General features: G+C 49.6%; 13 protein-coding genes and 1 tRNA gene. 10 read left to right on the top strand and 4 right to left on the bottom strand.

Annotated features, from left to right (window positions below):
- Positions 1-148 precede the first annotated feature (148 nt).
- From ACR6Z4_RS20060 to ACR6Z4_RS20045, 4 genes are all read left to right on the top strand, one after another.
- Positions 149-5299 carry a LamG-like jellyroll fold domain-containing protein gene (locus tag ACR6Z4_RS20060; protein ID WP_479719088.1) on the top strand — a complete coding sequence of 1717 codons (5151 nt, stop codon included), beginning with the start codon at positions 149-151 and terminating at the stop codon, positions 5297-5299.
- Between the two features lie 88 nt (positions 5300-5387).
- Positions 5388-5558, top strand: a complete 171-nt coding sequence (locus ACR6Z4_RS20055) for a hypothetical protein (RefSeq protein WP_479719087.1) — start codon at positions 5388-5390, stop codon at positions 5556-5558.
- 436 nt (positions 5559-5994) lie between these two features.
- A complete protein-coding gene (locus ACR6Z4_RS20050; protein WP_479719086.1) occupies positions 5995-7695 on the top strand; it encodes a serine/threonine protein kinase in 1701 nt (566 codons plus the stop codon).
- A 627-nt stretch (positions 7696-8322) separates the two neighbouring features.
- The gene (locus ACR6Z4_RS20045) at positions 8323-8544 is read left to right on the top strand and encodes a hypothetical protein (protein ID WP_479719085.1); all 222 of its coding nucleotides are present in this window, start codon (positions 8323-8325) and stop codon (positions 8542-8544) included.
- Positions 8545-8566: 22 nt separating this feature from the next.
- On the opposite strand, the gene ACR6Z4_RS20040 is transcribed toward ACR6Z4_RS20045, so the two are convergent.
- Together ACR6Z4_RS20040 and ACR6Z4_RS20035 are read right to left on the bottom strand one after the other, a co-directional pair.
- A complete protein-coding gene (locus ACR6Z4_RS20040; protein ID WP_479719084.1) occupies positions 8567-9352 on the bottom strand; it encodes a TrmH family RNA methyltransferase in 786 nt (261 codons plus the stop codon).
- A 276-nt stretch (positions 9353-9628) separates the two neighbouring features.
- Positions 9629-9712 (bottom strand) — tRNA-Leu (locus ACR6Z4_RS20035).
- A 201-nt stretch (positions 9713-9913) separates the two neighbouring features.
- Between ACR6Z4_RS20035 and murA the strand changes: the two genes are divergently transcribed.
- From murA to ACR6Z4_RS20020, 3 genes are all read left to right on the top strand, one after another.
- Entirely contained in the window at positions 9914-11299 is a 1386-nt protein-coding gene (murA, locus tag ACR6Z4_RS20030; protein WP_479719120.1) for a UDP-N-acetylglucosamine 1-carboxyvinyltransferase, read from the top strand.
- Positions 11300-11389: 90 nt separating this feature from the next.
- Positions 11390-11980 (top strand): GAF domain-containing protein, encoded by a 591-nt coding sequence (locus ACR6Z4_RS20025; protein WP_479719083.1) that lies wholly within the window; start codon positions 11390-11392, stop codon positions 11978-11980.
- A gap of 169 nt (positions 11981-12149) precedes the next feature.
- Positions 12150-12350 (top strand): hypothetical protein, encoded by a 201-nt coding sequence (locus ACR6Z4_RS20020; protein WP_479719082.1) that lies wholly within the window; start codon positions 12150-12152, stop codon positions 12348-12350.
- A 165-nt stretch (positions 12351-12515) separates the two neighbouring features.
- On the opposite strand, the gene ACR6Z4_RS20015 is transcribed toward ACR6Z4_RS20020, so the two are convergent.
- Positions 12516-13028 carry a GNAT family N-acetyltransferase gene (locus tag ACR6Z4_RS20015; protein WP_479719081.1) on the bottom strand — a complete coding sequence of 171 codons (513 nt, stop codon included), beginning with the start codon at positions 13026-13028 and terminating at the stop codon, positions 12516-12518.
- 501 nt (positions 13029-13529) lie between these two features.
- On the opposite strand from ACR6Z4_RS20015, the gene ACR6Z4_RS20010 reads away from it, so the two are divergent.
- The 3 genes from ACR6Z4_RS20010 to ACR6Z4_RS20000 all read left to right on the top strand — a co-directional run bounded on the left by ACR6Z4_RS20010 (position 13530) and on the right by ACR6Z4_RS20000 (position 18401).
- Positions 13530-14057 (top strand): diheme cytochrome C, encoded by a 528-nt coding sequence (locus ACR6Z4_RS20010; protein WP_479719080.1) that lies wholly within the window; start codon positions 13530-13532, stop codon positions 14055-14057.
- 70 nt (positions 14058-14127) lie between these two features.
- On the top strand, positions 14128-17019 hold the full coding sequence (locus ACR6Z4_RS20005) for a hybrid sensor histidine kinase/response regulator (protein ID WP_479719079.1): 2892 nt from the start codon (positions 14128-14130) through the stop codon (positions 17017-17019).
- Positions 17020-17093: 74 nt separating this feature from the next.
- Positions 17094-18401 (top strand): hybrid sensor histidine kinase/response regulator, encoded by a 1308-nt coding sequence (locus ACR6Z4_RS20000; RefSeq protein ID WP_479719078.1) that lies wholly within the window; start codon positions 17094-17096, stop codon positions 18399-18401.
- Positions 18402-18764: 363 nt separating this feature from the next.
- On the opposite strand, the gene ACR6Z4_RS19995 is transcribed toward ACR6Z4_RS20000, so the two are convergent.
- Positions 18765-21182: a CHASE2 domain-containing protein gene (locus tag ACR6Z4_RS19995; protein WP_479719077.1), complete on the bottom strand. Its 2418-nt coding sequence runs from the start codon at positions 21180-21182 to the stop codon at positions 18765-18767.
- Between the last annotated feature and the right edge of the window lie 83 nt (positions 21183-21265).

Raw genomic sequence — 21265 nt, 5'->3', positions numbered from 1 at the left:
AAAAATAAATTTTATATGTTAGACCTCCAAGATTTTCTATTTTCATAGATAAACTTTAGAAACTCTCTAGATCCGCGACTTCTCAAACAATTCGCAGATCTAAATCTCTCCTGAGTAGTCAAGTTTTGTATCTTCAGAGGGTGACTGCATGACTTCGTTTTCCCAACGTCCCAATTCCGGTATGACAGAGCAATGGTTGCTGCAAGGCAATTTGGGGCGAGGGCGCTGGCGTAAATGGTTTCCGGTGGCAACCACAGGGGATATCGGTGAGGTCAGCGAGGATGAAGGGTTAGAAGCAGAGCCAGAACTAGAAGAGTTGGCGAGAGTGTGGGAGATTGTCCGAGAACGGCAGTATGGCAGGCAAGTTCGCCAATTCAGCGTGGCGCAGGATAAGGATCAATCGGATTTTGTGCCGCTCTCGTTTCTGGAAGTGGGAGTCGCCCGGAGTCAGGCAATTTGTCGCATTGCCCGTTACTTTTCTCTGGATACCTTTGACCAATTAATCGACAGCATCAAAGCCTCGCATAACGCAGACAAATATGACAAAGAGGATGTACTCAGAGAAATTTTTACCATTCCAGAGCAGGTCGCTGCCGAGATTTTTAAGCCAGGAGTTGCGCCGCTAGATGCACTGAAAGACCTGAACGAATCGCAGCTTGCCAAACTCAACCCCATCCCCATTGGCACAGGGTTTTTGGTGGGAGGGACGCACTTAATGACAAATCATCACGTCATTTCGGACGAGATTGAAGCTGCAGAATGTGTCGCCCAGTTTAACTACGTTAAAGATGCCGTGGGGAGTACGCAGCAAACCGTTGATTATGAATTTGATCCGACAGTTTTATTTGTCACGAACCCCGATCTGGATTACACGCTGGTGCAACTGAAGGCGGGAATGTTTACTCGCCAAGCAGGATATCTGTTTGGTTGGCTTCAACTTTCGGGCGACGATACGCGAATTGCCCCTGGTTTAACCGTTGAGCAAGTTGAGCAGTTGAACGGTCAATCCAACAGCGGGAATAGTTCTGCCGTAAGTCAATCTGTAAAAACTAAACCCATTCTGGGCGATCGCGTCTTCCTGGTGCAGCACCCCAAAGGTCAGCAAAAGCAGATTGTGCAGAACGACAACCGCGTGTTGGATTACAGCAACAATGGCTTGCTGAAATATTACCTGCGCTATTCTGCCGTGTCGGACTATGGTTCCTCTGGCAGTCCCGTATTCAACACCAACTGGGATCTGGTGGCATTGCACCATGCGGCGATCGCCAAACCAGACCCCGAACCTAGCCCAACCCCAACCCCTACAGCAACCCCAAACAGCAACCCAACCAATCCACCGTCTCCTTCGGTCTCAGGCAAGGCAAAATCCATAGACATTGAGGCATATCAGGGGGTACGAATTTGCCGGATTGTGGAAGATTTGCAGTGGCAAAGCCGTGACCTCCCCAAACTCCGCAGCTTCATCGAAGACTTCGTCGTCACGTCAGAACAACTGCGCTATCCTCCCCTATCCTCCGCCCTTTACTTAAATGGCGTAGACCAGTACGTCAGCCTAGATACTACCGTTGCCCTGGCAACCGCCAGTTCAAACGGCATCATCAAACTCTGGAGCAGGGGCGGACAGGAATTGAGAACCATCCAGATTGATGCAAAAGATGAAGAATTAATCTATGGACTCTCCATCAACAGCCTTTGCTATAGTCCCGATGGGCAAATCCTGGCGGTTGTGATCGACCACGGAACCGAAGGCTTCCAGAGCCGCATTCAACTTTTGAGAATAGACGGTAGCCTCCACCAGGAGTTAAGCGAACATCATGATGCTGCCATCTGCCTCAGCTTTAGCCCTACAGATCCCATCCTGGCATATGCCAGCGCAAATGGGATTGTGAAGCTCTGGAACTACCAGGAAGGAACTGTCAGCACCATCAAATCCTCAAGCATAAATTGGTTTACTCCCCACTATCTTCGTTTCAGCCCTGACGGTCAATTTCTGGCAGTTGCCCCTGTTTACATTAATCGTAATGACATTGATAATTCTTCTGTTAAATTCTGGAACCTGGATGGTACCGTCCGCGAAACTCCCTTATATGGTCAGTGGGCAGATAATCCTCCAGCTGGGGGCTTTAGCATTAGCCCCGACGGTAAAACCCTGGTGACAATAGATAGGTGGGGACATATCACATTCTGGAATGTGGAGGATGGAACCCGGATAAAAGAGATTGAACAGGCTCACAGCTCGGATTATTTTACAACCATCAAATTCAGCCCCGACGGTCAACGGGTGGCATCTATTTCAATCGACATTATCAAACTGTGGACAGCCGACGGAACTCTGGTTAAAAGCATAGAAGTACAAGCAGCACATGGTCACAGTGGCAGCCTTTCCAATGTCAGCTTCAGTTCCGACAGTCAAACCCTGGCGACGACTGATTACGAAGGTACTATCAACCTCTGGAGTATAGACGGGCAATGGCTCAAAACTCTGAGTCAGGGAAGCCGCATGGCTAGTCCCGAGTTGATCAGCTTTAATCCCGCTGCGACCTACAGCAACCGATTTTCGCTGGCAGATCAGCCCCAGTTCAGCCTTGAAGCCTGGTTCAGGCACGATTCAGGGAGGGAGGAGACGGGCACCCTGATTTTCAAAGGACAAAGTGTTAGTAATCCTGAATACGAGCTAGTTGCTTCTGGTTTGGTTTTTTTTAGCGGTTTAGCAGGAGAGATTGACACATTTGGACGCGGAGTCAACGCTAGTGATGGGAGGTTTCACCACATTGCTGTCACCTGCGATGGCACTAATCTGAAGTCTTACCTCGACGGTGAGTTGTTTCAGACTGGTCCAGCGAGGTATTTCTCCCCAAATGCAGTTCTTTCCGAGACTCCCGTCTTGATTGGAGCCACTTTGGTCGGGAGAGCAGATCAGCCGCCCACAGCGACCAGCGACCAATTTGTAGAAGGTCAATTAACCAAATATTTCAAGGGGGCGATCGCCGAAGTGCGGTTCTGGAATACGGCACGGACTGAGGCAGAAATTCAAGCCAATTGGTGTCGCCGCCTCAGGGCAAGGGATCACAAAAACCTGGTGGGATACTGGCGATTCGACGAAAACGACGGCACCAGAGTCTATAACCTGGCGCTGGAGGGAGATTACGGGATGATTGTGGGAGGCGGTCAGCGCGTCACCAAACTCGATTCCCCTTCTCTACCCCTGCCGTATGGGCTGCAATTCAATCAGCCAGATAGTTATGTCGATTTTGGGCAGGATGCCAGCCTAAACACCCCGCAGGCAATGACGGTAGAAGCCTGGGTAAAACACCTGGCTGGAGAGGGGGTGATCGTAAACCGAGGGGGCGAGGGCAAACCGGGTTACTCTCTCGCCTGGTGGAATGACAAGCTGCGGGTGACGCTTCAGGGGAAGAATGCGGCTGAAAAAACAGTGATTGAAACGAAAGGCTTTGCTCCCGTCGATCGCACCTGTCATCATGTGGCGTTTACCTGGGAGCAAAACTCTCAAGAGATTCAGATCTATATCGATGGCAGACGACAGGATACGGTCGTGGTGGAAGGCGAATTCAGGAGCATCCTGATCGACGGGCAATACAAAAGCATTGGGCTGTTTGCCGGAACGCTCGATCGCCTGCCATCCCCTTTACAAATCGGACGCAGACTGGATGCAGCCCAGTATTTCCATATCGTCATTGCCGAAGTCCGCCTCTGGAAAGTTGTCCGTACTCAGAATGAGATCAAAGCCAACATGGCACGGCGGTTGCAGGGAACTGAGAACGGACTGGTCGGCTACTGGCATTTGGATGATGGGGGCGAGATGAATCGCATTGCTCGTAATGCGATCGCAGATTGGCAAGGAAGAACCGATGATGTTTACCACGGTGTTATTCACGGGGCAAACTGGTTTCCTGTTTTAAACTCTCGTGATTCTGACACATCGAACCCTGGTTCTGGCAAATCGGATTCCAGTTCTGGCAAATCGGATTCCAGTTCTGGCAGATCGGATTCCGGTTCTAGTAAATCGGATTCTGGTTCTGGTACGTCGAATCCTGGTTCTGGTACAGGTACAACTCCGTCGAGTCCCAGTGATATTGCGAACCATTGGGCTAAACCGTTTATCGAGGTTTTGCTGACTCAAAAAATCCTGTCACCTCAAGCCAATGGTCTGTTCAAACCAGACGATCGCGTTCCTTTGGATGCTTTTGTTACCGCTGTGGTCAAAGCGTTTGATGTGCCGTTGAAATTAGAGGCGATCGCCTTTAGCAATCTACCCACTAACCACCCGTCCTATACCAACGTGCAAAAAGCATACCGGATGGGTTTTGTGCTGCGATCGGCAGACAACTCGATTGATCTCAATCGCATTCTCAATCGCATGGAAGTGATGACGGCTCTGGTCAGGGGGCTGGATCTCAAGGGTGGTACGGTTAATCTGCTGAGTTCGTTTAGCGATCGCAACGACATTCCAGTCAATGTCCGCCGGGTCATCGCCACGGCACGGCGTCGAGGGTTAGCCATCATTAACCCATCACAGCCCAACCGTCTGGAGCCAACCCGCAATATTAATAGAGCTGAGCTTGCTGCTTTGATTTATCAAGCTTGGGTGATTCAAGGGAAAGCTAAAGCGATCGCCTCTCCTCATCTCGTCACCCTACCTCCATCACTGCCTCTTTTCACAGATATTCCTGAAACCCCTGCACCCCGAAAGCATTGGGCTGCTGACTTTATCCGAGGGCTGGTGGATCTGGGTGTGGTGAATGGCTTTCCAGATGGTTCTTTCAAACCCGACGTGGGTATAACTCGTGGAGATTATGCAGCTCTATTGGTAAGTGCATTTAACCCACCCCCCCGCCGCGATCGCCGCAATGTCAATATTGCTCGACAGTTTACAGATGTGCCTGCTGACCACGCTTACTTTTCATCCATTCAGCAGATCTATCGCAGTGGAGTCATGTCTGGGATTAAGAGCAATGAGTTTGGGGTGGGGCTGGCAATTCAACGTGCTCATGCGATCGCAGCCCTGGTCGCACTTTTAGGTTTACCGGATGGGAATCTTAAAACCTTGAAGGTCTATAGTGATCAAACCGACATTCCTACCTGGGCACAAAAACACATCGCAGCGGCTACCGAAGCAGGACTGGTCGTGAGCTACAACTATCCCACTGCTCGCCAGATGCGGGCTACTCAAGCTGTAACTCGTGCAGAAGTCGTAGCCATGATCTATCAGGGATTGGTGATACAGAAAAAGGTGAAGGCGATCGCTTCCCCCAATATTGTCAGGGTTTCGGCTCAATAAACCTCTTTGAAATTCGTTTTGGCGGGGGCATTGCCCCCGCCAAAAAAATCCTAAAAGTCTTAATTTGTAAGAGGTCTAGTGTCTTCGAGTGTTTCCTATCATTACCGGAAATGAAGCTCTGCATCTCAAGATTACACGCCAGGTTAAACCCGCCGAAGACGACGTGCGGTTCTACTGGATTCCTGTAGATGCAGTCCCCCGGACGCTGACAGTGGACAGTGACCCACCCCATCTGCCGCCCAGTGTCTACATTATTTAACAGAAACCCAGCTTCGCCAGTGCCAACCTTGCAAGAAATTTTTGTAACGTTGTGATTCCCTGTTTCTGCTCTTGCTAGTACACCAACTTAAAAGTTTTAGAGGGGGTGGAGGGGGTGAAACCCCCTCTTGGGGGCGCAGCCCTCAAACCCCCATGTTGCAAAATTTAGTGTTTGTAATACTAGTTCCCCTGACTTAAACGGTAAGGCTGAATTCAGCAATGAGCCAGCCACAAAATTTGGGATTGTGGATTAAATAAAACCACGCCCCCTTCACCCCCTTTTTCACTCCAGCGTGTCTTTGTATAGAAACGGTATAACGTGTTGAAAAGCGGCACGAAGCGCTAGAGTTATGATTCTGAATATAGTCCTGAACAAAATCAGAGGGCTGAGTGTCGTTATTGAGATAGGATAGACGCAATTTGAACAGGTCGCGCTTATGGATGTGCTAGTAGGTAAAACATTGCAGGGAGGCAAATATACCCTAGATCAGCCGTTGGGACAGGGTGGGTTTGGCATTACCTTCAAAGCAACCCATCACTATCTTGATCAAATTGTCGTGATCAAAACCCTTAATCCAGAGCTGCGGCGTGATCCGCAATATGCCCAGACAGAGCAACGGTTTCGTGATGAGGCACGGCGGTTAGCCCTGTGCGTCCATCCCAATATCGTGCGGGTGAGTGATTTCTTTATCGAAGACACCGTGCCCTATCTGGTGATGGATTACATTCCGGGTCAGACGTTACAAGAGTTGGTGTTTCCCGACAATCCCCTGCCCGAGCCATTGGCGATTCACTACATTCGTCAGGTTGCCGCCGCCCTGCAAGTCGTGCACCAAAAAGGTATGTTGCATCGCGATGTCAAACCGCAAAACATTATCTTGCGGGAAGGTACTCAGGAAGTGGTGCTGATTGACTTTGGCATTGCTCGCGAATTTACCCCCGGTGTGACTCAAGCGCATACCAGCATTCTCTCAGCGGGCTACGCACCGATTGAGCAATATGAAACGGAGGCACAGCGAACCCCTGCCACGGATGTCTATGGCTTAGCCGCAACGCTCTATGCCATGCTGACGGCTCATGTGCCGATCGCCTCGATTTTACGCAACCGTCAATCCATGCCTGCACCCCGAGATCTTTATCCAGAGCTAAGTGCGGCAATTAATCAGGCGGTCATGCGAGGCATGGCTGTCGAACCGCAACATCGTCCTCATACCATCGCCGATTGGTTAGATGTACTCCCCAATCAAGCTCCAGCCCCGTTTGCGGCATCGGCTCCGTTACCCAGCTCCACATCGGCAGTGCCAACCCTGGCAGTGGGCAGGCGGGCTGCGGCAGCCGCACCCCAACCACCCGCGCGATCGCCCGTTTCTCCGCGACCTGCCCCACCTCCTGCCATTACCCGCTCTTCCCAATCCGATTGGCAAGTGTTTGCTATTTTGGGTGTTGTAGCGATCGCCATCATTAGCGGCTCCGCCGTGGTTGCCGTCTGGCTGCGATCGCAACAGGTCGCCACAACACCTACCAACGCTGAAACGCCTTCAGCCCGACCCTCTCCATCAGTCCGTTCCAGCCCCACGGCAGAACCATCGCCGGTTGAAGAGTCACCCGACCCCGAACCCTCTGCCACGGTCACTCCAACCCCCGAACCTTCTCGCAGTGTAGACAGGGGCGATCGCTCTCCATCTCCCGAGCCGTCACCTCCGTCACCCCCTCCCGGCAATGCCAACCTCAATCGCAGTATTCCAGGTCTGCCCTTGGGCATATCCGAGGACAGTCTTCGATCGAGATTAGGAGAACCGACCCGTTCTAGCGATGGCTATTGGGCAAACACTCGCGCTGATTTATATGAGGTCATCCCCAACACCGTCACATTGGGCTACATTATCGATCGCACCAGCGGAGAAATCCGGCAAAGTGAAGCCTCATTTGTGCAAGCGGTTGATCCCCTCGTCATTCGAGTCACCTTAAATGGAATGCTCAGCGGCAGATTGACAACAGATATTGAACAAGGGTTAGCCCAGGTACGCAGTCGGCAAAGCGATCGCTATACGTTTGAGCTAGGGCAAGTCGAAGGGGTCATCGAGCGCAACGATCAAGATCGAATTTACGTCGGCGTTTGGGATGCAGATTTGCATTAAGTATCCTAAATCAATTAACCTGTCATTTGTTTTAAGAGAGCGACGGCAGAGCCGTCGCTCTCTTACAGCGCTTCGCGCTGGGATATGTTTAGATTTTTTGTTGTGTGCCGCGCGGAGCGCGGCACACAACAAAAAATCTGTCGCTTAAGCTATTGAAAATGGCTGTAAAACAAATGAGGTTTTATAAACTTCTTGATCCGAACGGATTCTGATAACAATAGTTTGAATGACATTTTGGGAGAGTTCGGCTCCGCCGAACTCTCCCAAAACGTTATGCTTTTTAATGATGTACGGATCTGAAGCAATTCTGTGGAGATTGTATGCTTGATATGAACAAAGTTCATCATGTGCGTCAGATCAATTGCGAAAATCAAATCGGTTCTTATAATACGGAAAGTTTCAAATCAACCCCTTGAATTGACAGAACATTTACCGACGTTTAGTAAATGTTGGTGCGTCATCTCAGCGATTATTCGCTGTTAGGCTGAGGCTACTCTCAGCTTAGATAGAGAAATCCCTCCTCAGGGAGTTGTCTGTTAGTTGAATCAGGTCGGGTTAAAGTCTACCGCTCAATGACGCCGTACCCAATTGTTGAATTGTTTGAACCTTAAATAGGAGTCAAGCTTTATGAACCCAAGTCAGCGAGAGTTAAGACGGGCAGCAGCCGACGCATTTCTAGAGTCGCTCAACCAATTAGGGAAAAATCTTGACTGCCCCGAAACGGTGCCTGACCCCGAACCGTCTGCCAAGTTTAGGCGATCGGCAGATTGCACGATCAAGGATGCCGAAAAAGCCTGGGAAGAGGCTGCCGCAGACATCGAAGAATTTATGCAAACCCGGAGTTTGTAAAGCTCAGACTTTGTAAAGCCCGTTAGAATGCAGACCGCTGTCGCTTGGCTTCGTAGAGCAATAGAGCGGCAGCGATCGCCACATTTAAAGATTCCACCCCCGCTGCCAATGGAATATTGACGCAAACATTGGCGATCGCAGCGAGTGAGTCTGATAGCCCTGCACCCTCATTGCCCAGCACGATCACACTGGGCTGGGTTAAATCAATCTCCCAATAGGTCAACGGTGCATCGGGTAGCGTCGCAATGACCTGCACCCCGCTTTGCTGAAACTGCTGGAGCTGCTGTTCTGTATCGGTGCTGGTTGCCATAGGTAAACGAAACCATTGCCCTGCCGTTGCTCGCAACACTTTCGGATGATCGAGATCAACACTTCCGCCGCTGACCCACAAGCCATCAGCACCCGCTGCAGCACAGGTGCGAATAATGGTTCCTAAATTACCTGGATCTTGAATCGTCTCCAGCATCACCCCCAGACGGATATCAGAACTGGGCGGCTGGATGAGCGATCCCCGTTCAGCCGCAGCGACAACGCCATCGGGTTGCACTGTGGTGGCGATCGCCGCTAACACCTCTGGGCTAACTAGCTCTAGCCGTTGAGTTTGGTCTGCCAACTGCTGCCATAGCTGCGGATGATGCTCTTGCCAGGTGGCAGTATAACAGGCGATCGCCAACGGATAACCCACCGCACAGGCTTCTTCAATTAAATGCGTGCCTTCCAATAAAAACAGGTGTTGCTCATGCCGTTCTTTAGAACGATGCAACTTCCGCAGCTGTTTTACTAAGGGATTTTGTAGACTGGTTAACATACCTGGCGATCGCCTCAAGGCGCAAACTCAGGAGCGTGGACTGAATAAAGATTTTGTCAGGGGACAGGTATCGAATTATGCTATGCCGTGCAACCGCATCCAGAAACTTTGCCGACCCTGAGGAAATTAGACCTATGCAATCATCAAAATTTTGTTACGAAATGTAAAAACCCATAAGCTAAATTTAACAGGCAACTCGAAAAAGATACCCAAACAATTTCCCGACTGCTCATACAACTGAGAGTCGGGAAAGCGTTATATGAGGATACTCATCCATGCGGAACCCGGGACTTGAACCCGGAAGTCTTTGCAGACACTAGAACCTGAATCTAGCGCGTCTACCAATTCCGCCAGTTCCGCATCAGTGCAAATGGACACTGCGATTCATAATCATCCTTCAATCGATCGCATCAGTCAAGAGACTTAAACAAGAATTTTTTAGATTGAATTAAATTACTAATGAGTTTAAGCATTTATCATTCAGATTCATAGTGTGGATATTTTGGTTCTTTCCGGTAGAATCAGAACCAAATTTGAAGTTGTAAAAGCCATTTGCATTATCTGGAGGAAAGTCCTATTACTGCTTCCATCAGTCAAACCAGCCCACCCTCGCCTGCCGAGGAAGATAATTCCGCGTTACGAATCTGGGGCGGTTCTCCCTTAGAAGGACAGGTCAAGATTAGCGGAGCAAAGAATGCAGCACTTGTGATTATGGCTGGTACCTTGCTCTGTGCTGACCAATGCCTTATCCGTAACGTTCCCTCGCTGGTCGATGTCCATCGCATGGGCGACGTTTTGACTGCGCTAGGGGTAAAACTGGAACGACATGGCGACACACTCGAAGTTGACGCCCGCCATATTACTCAATCTCAGGCTCCCTACGAAGTGGTAAGCAAACTCAGGGCGAGTTTCTTTGCCATTGGTCCCATTCTGGCTCGTATGGGGGTTGCACGAGTGCCTCTACCGGGTGGATGTGCCATTGGCGCAAGACCCGTTGACTTGCATGTTCGTGGTCTACAGGCAATGGGAGCAGATGTTCATATTGAGCATGGTACTGTTCATGCCTATGTCAGAGGGTCTAGCAAACGCCTGAAGGGTGCCAGAATCTATCTGGACTTCCCCAGTGTGGGAGCGACAGAAACGTTGATGATGGCAGCCACATTAGCCGACGGCGAAACCACCATCGAAAATGCGGCTCAAGAACCCGAAGTTGTTGACCTGGCAAATTTCTGCCGAGCCATGGGAGCCCGTATTCGCGGCGCTGGCTCTAACACCATCGTGATCTCCGGTGTGCCCAGTTTACACGGCACCGATTACAGCATTATCCCCGACCGCATTGAGGCAGGCACCTTTTTAGTTGCCGGTGCTATCACCCATTCTGAACTGAGTCTGTCTCCTGTGATTCCAGATCACCTTACCGCTGTCATTGCCAAATTACGGACGATTGGTGCCGACGTGATTGCTGATTCGCCCAATCGACTCAGAATTATCGGCGGTAAACACCATAGTGCAACCGATATCGAAACGCTGCCCTATCCTGGGTTTCCCACCGATATGCAGGCACAGTTTATGGCACTGCTGACCCTGAGTGAGGGTGATAGTGTGATCAGCGAGACGGTGTTTGAAAATCGTTTACGCCATGTGGCAGAACTCAACCGCATGGGCGCTGACATTCGCGTGAAGAGCAACCACGCCATTATTCGAGGGGTACCAAAGCTATCAGGCGCACCTGTTTTAGCGACCGACCTGCGTGCCTCAGCTGCCCTGGTGTTAGCAGCACTGGCAGCAGAAGGTGTGACCACCATTCGCGGACTGTATCACCTCGATCGGGGCTATGAAGGGTTGGATGTCAAGCTGAGCAAGCTGGGCGTTCGCTTACAACGGATTACCGATGACTCGGACACCAGTGATGTGATTTCGACACCCGGTCTGATGCCTTCGCGTTAACTTCTGAAGAACCGATCTAGAACGCGTATCCACGCCCGACGGGCGTGGATACGCGTTTCAGCGTTTCTCTACCCTCTCGTTACTGTCTTTATGACCCTTCCCCCCATTTTGCAGGACGTTCTCAATCCAACGAGCGACCCGGATGCCGTCTTCACAGCGTTGTTGCCGCCTTTGTGCGAGGTATTGCAGAGCGATCGCTGTTTTCTATATTTACGGCATCCCCAGTACAAAATTGGCAAAATTGCCTATTGTTGGCGGCGCAATCCGACTGTTCCAGATGTCACCGATGCCGATTGGATGATAGAACCGGACTCATTAGCCCAGGAAGATCCGCTATTTGCCGCTGCCCTGCGCACAGAGCCATCGGTTTATGTGGAAGACGTGGAAACTGCCAGCCCCGAGGTTGTGAATCTGGAATTTGAACGGCGATACTTTGGGCATCGAGCGTTGATCCATGCCCACTTGTGCCATGAAGGTGAGATGTGGGGAATTTTGCAGCCCTGTTTGTTTGGGCAACCCAGAATCTGGTCTGAGAGCGATCGCGCTATTGTCAGCGACCTCGAAGCTAAACTGACACCCCTGGCAGTTGCCTATGTTAAAGCCGCCGGTATCGATGCGATCGCCACAGAAAAATTAACCAACTCGGGCACCGAAAGCCCAATTCCACCTTACGTTCCGTAGCTTATGGAATACGCAATTCCAGGGCATCTATAGCAATCCTAAATGAGTTGTAAGATGAGCAGGCTGTAAGAGGCACACCCCGAAAGGGTGCGCCTCTCACAATCCATCTGGGATTGCCATATTTAATTCGATAAAATTGCCATAGTTGCGATCGCGATAGGTGGCACTCATGCAAAAAATCATTGATTTGCCGGATGAACTGGCAGAATCCTTAGAGATTTACTTCAAGGAACATCCGGACGAAAGCATCTCCAGCTTAATTCAGACCGCATTAGCGATGAAATGGGTGCCAAAAGATAGTGCCGGGCTACTGCAACTCGCAGGCATTGTTACCGATGCTCCCTATGAAACAAATATTGTCCATGAATAGAAAAACACGAAGAAAGGCGATCGCCATTTCTCAGGTCAAACATTGAGGATTTAACTCAAAAGCGTAGCTTTAGTAAACCCGCCCATTGACTTTAGGTAGTGCGGCGTCGCCGCACTACCTAAAGTCAATGGGTAGATTTGAATTAATTAACGAGCCTACAGGACGCTACTGAGAAATTTCCATGGCTTGGGGTAATCCCTCTTGAGAGATGGGTTGATTGTGCAACACCATGGTTTCCTGATTAAACAGCACCATCGTCGTTGTTTTATTTTCTTCAAACCCAATGCGTTCGTAAAATTGTTTTTGGTTTGTGGTCATCAGGTACACCCGCTCTACCCGATTGACATGGGGATGCATCAAGACCGTCTCTACAAGCTTGCGTCCCAAGCCAGCCCCCTGATAGTCGGGATGGATGGCAACATCCCAAATGGTCGCTCGATAAATGCCATCGGAGGTGGCGCGCGCAAAACCGATCATGCGATCGCTATCCCAGGCCGTGACAACAGGTTTGCTATTGGCGATCGCAATTGCCCAGTCTTCGAGTTGGCGATCGCGTGCCCAGAAAGCAGTTGCTTGAAACAGCTGTTGCACCTGTAGCAAATCAATTGGAAGTGGACAGCTAGATTGTTCTAACGAATCATCGTGGATGTAAAACTGAACGTGACGGCAATCTTTCATGCCCAATTTCCTCTTCCTTATTCAAAACTGGTTTGAAACTTGAATGGACTTACCGAGTCAGTCAAGAAACAGTTCGCAATATTTGAAGTCCACGACTACTTAGCATAGACCCAATTTTATAAATCTGGGGTAGGTTGGAATTCATGCTAAGTATGGAATTCATGACAAACATTGGAATTAGATTTGAGGGCAAAATTGGCTCGTTATCGTTGATCCAGCGCCTGGCGCTTAAGATAGAACACAGGTATTGTTCGGGATCGCAGATGAATGAACCTGTCGTTTTTTTAAAGAGAGCGACGGCGAAGCCGTCGCTCTCTTTAAAAAAATTGAGTTGGATTCCATCCCCGATCCTCAAAAACTGTAGAAAGCAAGGGTCTCAAACCATAAGTTGGACGTCATTGTTACAGGTAGTTATCGGCAACATCAACCCCCATCATTTCCCCTATGCGCTTTTCTTTTCAGCCTTTTCTATTCCAAGCTAGACAATTCATCGGTCAGTCGATGGGTCTTCGTCCACGCCAAAAAAAGCGATCGCCATTGATTCTGCTTTCCTTACTGTTGGTTTGGAGTTTGGTTTTGGGGTGGGGGTTAGCATACGCCACAGAACCGCCCACAGAATCGCCCACAGGCTTAGGCACCGTTGATCCCCTGCCTGCTCGTCACCAACTGGGGCAACAGCTGTATATCGAAAATTGTGGCACCTGCCATCTTGCTATCCCTCCGGCAGTGCTGCCCCGGCAAACCTGGCAACAACTTTTAGAAGATCCCCGTCACTATGGCGTCGAGGTACCCCTGCTGCTCAACCCAACCCTGGCAATTGTTTGGAACTATCTGCAAACTTTCTCTCGATCCTATACCGATGCTGAAGTCGTTCCCTTTCAGCTAGAAAATTCTCGCTTTTTCCGAGCGCTACACCCCAGGGTGGATGTGCCCCGTCCTGTGCAACTCAATGGCTGTGTCACCTGTCATCCGGGTGCTGCACACTATGATTTTTATAACCTTGCCCCAGAATGGGAAAATGCGCCTTAAATGCGCTAATTTTGCTGATATGAACGGCTGATATCAACGGTCGCAACCCAATTCCCCTGCAATGTTTGAGATGGTGTGGAAGTCTCCTATTTCATCGATCTCTCAACGCTTAAGCCAGATTCCCCTGCGCTTTATTTTGATTGTCCCTTTTTTCATCCAGATCGTTTTGGTCGTGGTGTTAATTGGCGGGTTGTCGTTGTGGAATGGCACGAGTGCGGTTAATGATGTGGCGCAGCAGTTACGGAATGAAGTAACCGTGCGGATTCAGCAGCATCTCAAAACCTACATGCAGATTCCCCAACAGGTTAACCAAATTAATGCTGATGCGATTCGGTTGGGGCAGCTAAATCTGCAAGATTTTAATAGTCTGGAACGGCATTTTTGGCGACAAATTCAGCTGTTTGGCTCCGTCATTTCGATCGCTGTGGGGACGCCCGATGGAGAATTTACTGCCGTTGGCAGACCGGGAAATGAGGCATTTCCCCTGCTCAAAATCAGTACAGCGGGTCAGGAAACAGCAGGGCGTCTGGTGACGTATTCGATTGATGATCGTGGCGATCGCATCGGGTCGCCTGAACTTAAGAACCCGTACGATCCCCGGAGTCGTCCCTGGTACCAAGACGCCGAAAAAGCTGGCAAACCCCTCTGGAGCCAGGTCTATCACGACTTTGCCGATCCCCGCCTGGTGATCACTGCCAGCCAGCCCATCTATGACGAAGCCGGTAATTTGCAAGGGGTTTTGGCAACGGATCTACTGTTGTCGCAAATCGGCACCTTTTTACCCAAAATTGGTCAATGTGGGCAGACGTTTATCGTCGATCGCGAGGGTTTATTGGTTGCCAGTTCCACCCGCAGTCGTCCCTTTACGATTACCAATGGAGCCGTCAGCCGCATCCGAGCTACCGAAGAAGTGCCTTTGGAAGAAACCGTTTACTCCAATCTCGGTCAGTGCGACAACTACGACACCTCAGTCAGCAGTACCGCTAAGTTTTTGCAAGATCAGTTAGGTGACTTCAGCCGCATTCGGGGCAACCATCAGCTGGAATTTACGATCAACGGGCAAAAGCAATTTGTGCAACTGACCCAATTCTCAGATAGCTTGGGGCTGAACTGGCTGATTGTGGTGGTGGTGCCCGAAGCCCAGTTTATGTCACGCATTCAGGCAAATACACGATTCATTACCTGGCTGTCGTTAGCGGCATTGAGCAGTGCGATTTTGATCGGGTTGCTTACTGCCCAGTGGATTGTCCGTCCCATCCGACGACTGAGTAAAGCGGCTCAAGCTCTGTCCCAGGGAGATTGGGAAAACCGGGTGCCCGTCGATCGAGAAAATGAATTGGGGATTTTGGCACAGGCATTTAACCAAATGGCAGACCAGTTGTTTGCCTATTTCAATGAGTTAGAGCAACGCAATTTAGAACTGGAAACGATTAATCTGGAACTGGAAAACAAGGTAGTAGCGCGCACTGCCGACATTCAAGCCACAAACCAGGAGTTGCGCTTGCAAATCATCGAGCGAGAGCAAGCTGAAGAAAAATTGCGCCAGGCTAAAGAAGCGGCAGAAGTGGCAAATCGGGCAAAAAGTGAGTTTTTGGCAAATATGAGCCATGAGCTAAGAACACCACTCAATGGCATTTTGGGCTATGCTCAGATTTTAAATCGACAAAAAGATATTACAGCTTCGCAGCAAGAGGGGGTTGGGGTGATTCAGCAATGTGGCGAACATCTGCTGACGTTGATCAACGATATTCTCGATTTGTCCAAAATTGAAGCCCGCAAAATGGAGCTTCATTTAAGTGAATTTGATTTACCCGAATTGCTGCGCAACATCACCCATCTGTTTCAAATGCGAGCAACCCAAAAGGGCATTTCGTTTCTGTATGAACCACTATCCCCATTACCTCAGTGGGTGTTGGGCGATGAACAACGACTGCGACAGGTGCTGATCAATCTATTGAGTAATGCGATCAAATTCACCCCTAAGGGGGGTGTCGTACTCAAAGTTGGTTTGATGCCGGATACAGATAAAATTCGCTTTCAAGTCGAAGATACGGGGTGCGGCATTGCCCCAGAGTTTTTGGATGAGATTTTTCAGCCATTTCAGCAGGTGGGTGAAAATCGCCATTCGACCGAAGGAACAGGATTGGGGTTGCCCATCAGTAAACGGCTGAGCGAGATGATGGGGGGGACGTTGCAGGTGAAAAGTCAGGTAGGTAAAGGCAGCATATTTTGGTTAGATCTGGCACTCCCCGAAGTGGTTGATAAACAGGAATCAAGTCAAACCAGCGATCGCATGGTCGTGGGATTTAAAGGCAGAGCCCGACGCGCACTGATTGCCGACGATCGCAAAGAAAATCGGGCTGTACTGGTCGAGTTCTTGTCGTTTGTTGGCTTTGAGGTGCGAGAAGCTGTGGATGGACAAGATTGCCTGACCATTGCGGCTGAATTTAAACCCGATGTGATTTTGATGGATCTGGTGATGCCCGTGATGGATGGATTTGAAGCCACCCGGCAAATTCGGCAGTCGCCTGACTTAAAAGATATCGTTGTCATTGCCACGTCTGCCAGCACCTTTGACCACGACCAACAGCGCAGTCTGGCGGCGGGTTGTAATGGATTTGTGGCAAAACCCATTCAAATCAATATCTTGCTCGATCGATTGCAGCAGCATTTGGGGTTGGAATGGGTCTATGAACAAACGGCAACCGAACGGACTGCGGATGAATCGACTACGATCAGGAAGGAGGCATCGACATCTCTCGTGGCACCCAACATTGAACACTTGACCACGTTACAAGAGATGGCTTTAATTGGCGATATTCAGGGCATTCTAAAGCAAGCAGATCTGCTAGAGCAGCACGATCAGCAGTGGCTACCGTTTGCCTCAGAGTTGCGTCGTCTGGCAAAATCTTTCCAAATCAAGAAGATCCAACTGTTTATTGCTCAGTATAAAGAAAGATAAGGCTATGGTTTGAGGCGCACTGCATATCAAACCATACCCGTGATGAAACGAATTTACACCCCTTGACTGATTTTATGAACGCTGAAGCTGCCGTGAAAGGAATTGTCCTGTTAGTCGATGATAATCCTACAAATTTGGGGGTTTTATTTGACTCGCTGAGTGATTCTGGGTTTAAGTTGCTGGCAGCGCAAGATGGGGAAAGTGCGATCGCCCAGGTCAACTATCTCAGACCCGACATTATTTTGCTGGATGTGATGATGCCGGGAATTGATGGCTTTGAAACCTGCCGTTTGCTGAAGGCAAATCCGGCAACTCAAGATATTCCTATCATTTTCATGACTGCCTTAACGGAAACCATTGATAAGGTCAAAGGCTTTAGCCTGGGTGCCGTAGACTACATCACCAAACCGTTTCAGACCGAAGAAGTATTAGCCCGGATCAAGACTCATCTAGCTATCCAGCATTTGCAACACCAGCTTCAGCAAAAAAACCAGACGCTGCAACAAGAAATTCGCGATCGCGAACAGGCAGAACAATCGCTGCGGGTATTACTCCATGCCGTTTCTCATGATCTGCGCAACCCGGTCACGGGAATGCTGATGGTTTTAAAGAATTTGCTCAAAACCTGTACTTGCTCCGATCCAACGGTCGCTGAATCTGGTGTAGCTCCAGTTCTAATCAAGCAACCAATCAATGAACCATCTCACCCGCTTTCGGGTTGCCAATTCTCTACGCCCAGCATCGATCTGAAAGCCCCAACAGCGATGCTTTCGGTGCCGCGAATTATTTTGGAACGGATGATTGATAGTGGCGATCGCCAACTGAACCTGATTAATTCTCTATTAGAAGCTCATGCGATCGAGACGCAGGGAATCACGCTGCATTGCGAACCCTTACAATTAAGTGAACTGATCAGCAACGTGATCCAGGATGTACAACCCTTACTGTTCAAAAATCGGGCAACGCTAAATAGCCATATTCCCAGCCAATTGCCTGTGATTAATGGTGATGTCAACCAATTGTGGCGCGTCTTAGAAAACTTGATCAGCAATGCCCTGAAACACAACCCCCCTGGCTTAGCATTAGAGATTGAAGCTCTGATTCAAGATCAGACCATTCGTTGCAACGTCAAAGATAACGGCGTTGGCATCCCCATCGATCAATCTGCCCAACTGTTTGAACTCTACCGTAGAGGTGCCAATGCACGACATACCCACGGATTGGGACTGGGGTTATATCTTTGCCAGCAAATCGTTCGGGCGCATGGTGGTGAAATCGGAGTAGACAGCAAACCCGGTCATGGATCAAATTTTTGGTTTACACTGCCGTTGTCATCTACCACTGATGCCAACCCTGCTATAGCAATTTCCAATGGAGTATGAGAGGCGCACCCCGAAGGGGTGCGCCTCTCATACCGATTTAATGTGAAGCTGCGCCTTATTCAACCCCCGGCTGTCGCCGTCCCCCTTGCCAGGGGGAACCACAGGGGGTTCTAGTTTGGCGCAACTTCCTAAAAGATTGGTATGGTTCTACGCAATCCAGTTAAGACATTAGGGGGTGGGGGCGGTGCCCCCACACAGGGGTTCCACCCCTGCACCCCGTCCTAACCCTGATGCGTAGCGCTATATCATAATCCACCTATCCTACAGCTGATTTAGGATCGCTGAAGTAGACTTCATTAAATACAATCAAAAACTCTGCAATGGGGGAGCAAATTCAGGCTGAGATTCAGCAATACCAGAGGATTACCCGTTGTCCCAATCATCGGGTAGCGCTACGGTCTGAGTGTCAGCATCCAATCCATCTACCATCTGGGTATCAGCATCCCAGTCATCGGCTTCTGTATGTAATTGTTCTATGACGGATGTCTGATTGGGAGCCGTAGCGTTAAGGGTGCCCATTCTCACCCAGGGGGCTGAAATAAAACTGGGAAGCTCTCTTAAATCATCAAGCACTTCTTTGGCAGAGAAGTAGCGTTGGGTAAAATCTTGTTGAACCATTTTATCGAGAATGTCTGCCAACTCTAAACTGACTTGGGTCGCCTGGTCGCGCCAGAGGATTTTTCCGGTTTGGGCGTCTTGTTTTAATAAATGGGGCGAGCCACCCGTTAATGCTTCAATGCCAATCATGCCGAGAGCATAGATATCACTATTAAAAAACGGTCTGCCTGCGGCTTGTTCACTGGGCATATAGCCCGGAGTGCCGACCGCAACTGTAAATTTGGCATCGTGTTCGACATTGGCAAGTTGAGTCGTAATTTTTTTGGCAATCCCAAAGTCAATCAATACCAACCGTTGATCCGATTTGCGACGGATGATGTTAGATGGTTTCAAGTCACGATGAATCACCCCCTGACTATGAACAAAGTCTAAAATCAGTAACAATTCATTCAATAACTTGAGAACGTCTGTTTCAGGGAGATGGCGATGGGGTAGCAGCTCTTGATGCAGGGGATGCCCCGGAATAAATTCTTGGACTAGATAAAACTCTTCGTTTTCTTCAAAACACGCCAGTAAATGGGGAATGTGTTCGTGCTGACCGAGTTTTTCTAACGTCTCGGCTTCAGTAGCAAACAAGCGTCTCGCCATTTTCAGAGTATTAGGATTGTTGCTGGTAACCCGCAGTTGTTTGACCACACATAACGGATTGCCCGGACGCTGGGTGTCTTCTGAAACATAGGTTTCACTGAATCCACCCGACCCCAGCACGCGGATAATGCGATAGCGACTGCTCAATAGTTTTCCGGCAAGGGCTAACTCGCGATCGCGCAAGAGGTCTTGTAGATCATCTTGTTGGCTGATGATTTCTTGCACAATCGGAGACGTAACATACTGGCGTAAAGCTTCCCGCAATTGTTTTTTGCGCATTTGTTCTTTAGCCGTGCCCGTGAGCAATTGGGAGAACCCACTCAGGGCGATCGCACCGGCAGGAATCGCAACGGGCAGAATCACGCGACCATAGACAAAGCTGACATAGCCCAAACAGATCCAGGCGATCGCCAAACCCATACCCCAAAACCATCGCCGCAAAGGTTGTTGCGGGCGGCTCGTATACCACCCCGCAAGACCCACCAGCAGCAACACAAATACGCCTCGCAGTGGCGCTTGAGGAATCACATCCCGCATCGATCGACCTTCTAGCAATGTGGCGATCGCATTCGCATGAATCTCAATGCCTGCCAGTGGAGCGCCCTGACGATCAAACGGCGCGGCATGAAAATCTTGCAAAATCTTGGCCGTTGAGCCAACAATCACAATCTTGTCTCGAAAGAATTCTCCCGACTGAAATTGCTTGTCCCAGGTATCTGGATCTAATACATCGACAAAAGAAACATGGGGAAAGACATAGCCAGGGCCGTAGAAAAAAATATGGGTGCCTTCAGGAGCAGGATACTGGATATGAGACGCATCCAGGGTCGCTTCTGCAAAGCTAGGAATGATCGGGATACGCTTTCTAAATTCTTCGGCTTGTTGCGCTGAAAGATAGCGTTGATGCTCAAGTAGCACTTGATTGCCCAACCGATGCATTTTGCCATTGGCTTCAATCAAATAGTTGATTGAACCTGTCAACTGATGTTGAACCTGCAATTGGGGAATGGGAGAGATCAGTTGATCCGTAAATCCGGTTTCCGAAGACTCTGACAAGCTATATTGAGCGCCCAAAACCGTGCGATCGCGATGACGCTGCAACGCTGCAACAAAAGCTTGATCATCAGCTGCACCATACTGACTGGGACTGTCAAACACAATGTCTAGCGATACCGATCTGGCACCGGCTGATAGTAAGCGATCGATGACGGTCGCGTAGGCAACTCGCTTCCAGGGCCAGCTTTGAATCGGTTCCAAATAAGCACGTTGGGTTGGATTATCGAGAAAAAACTGCTGTTGATTCATCGATTTTTCGTCAATTTCTAAGATCACAATCGACGGAGGGGGGGACACAACCCCACGTAGATCAAAGAAAACACTTTGAGTTTGCCGCTCAAATAATTGCGCTAATCCTAAATCCTGTCCTGTAATCGTTCCCGCCGTTACGATCCAAAATCCCGTAAGAATGTTCCCCGCCAGGTTCAGCCAACGACGGCCAACAAATCCGGTTGTGTCTCGATGTGAACTTCCAGACGGGCGATGAGGCATGGTAGGAGTAGCAATTCCTTTAGACATTAGCGACGAGTAGCTTCAAGGCACAAACGGCAAGGGGCATGGGTTGAATAAATCGGCAGGCTAGTTTTGACGGTTCATCTTTT

The sequence above is a fragment of the Calyptranema fuscum S582 genome, assembly GCF_055793305.1.
This window is presented reverse-complemented; position numbering and strand designations above follow the sequence as displayed.

Coding starts and splice junctions, on each gene's coding strand:
- ACR6Z4_RS20060 (WP_479719088.1), top strand. CDS start 149: ATGACTTCGTTTTCCCAACGTCCCAATTCCGGTATGACAGAGCAATGG.
- ACR6Z4_RS20050 (WP_479719086.1), top strand. CDS start 5,995: ATGGATGTGCTAGTAGGTAAAACATTGCAGGGAGGCAAATATACCCTA.
- ACR6Z4_RS20045 (WP_479719085.1), top strand. CDS start 8,323: ATGAACCCAAGTCAGCGAGAGTTAAGACGGGCAGCAGCCGACGCATTT.
- ACR6Z4_RS20040 (WP_479719084.1), bottom strand. CDS start 9,352: ATGTTAACCAGTCTACAAAATCCCTTAGTAAAACAGCTGCGGAAGTTG.
- ACR6Z4_RS20025 (WP_479719083.1), top strand. CDS start 11,390: ATGACCCTTCCCCCCATTTTGCAGGACGTTCTCAATCCAACGAGCGAC.
- ACR6Z4_RS20020 (WP_479719082.1), top strand. CDS start 12,150: ATGCAAAAAATCATTGATTTGCCGGATGAACTGGCAGAATCCTTAGAG.
- ACR6Z4_RS20015 (WP_479719081.1), bottom strand. CDS start 13,028: ATGAAAGATTGCCGTCACGTTCAGTTTTACATCCACGATGATTCGTTA.
- ACR6Z4_RS20010 (WP_479719080.1), top strand. CDS start 13,530: ATGGGTCTTCGTCCACGCCAAAAAAAGCGATCGCCATTGATTCTGCTT.
- ACR6Z4_RS20005 (WP_479719079.1), top strand. CDS start 14,128: ATGGTGTGGAAGTCTCCTATTTCATCGATCTCTCAACGCTTAAGCCAG.
- ACR6Z4_RS20000 (WP_479719078.1), top strand. CDS start 17,094: ATGAACGCTGAAGCTGCCGTGAAAGGAATTGTCCTGTTAGTCGATGAT.
- ACR6Z4_RS19995 (WP_479719077.1), bottom strand. CDS start 21,182: ATGTCTAAAGGAATTGCTACTCCTACCATGCCTCATCGCCCGTCTGGA.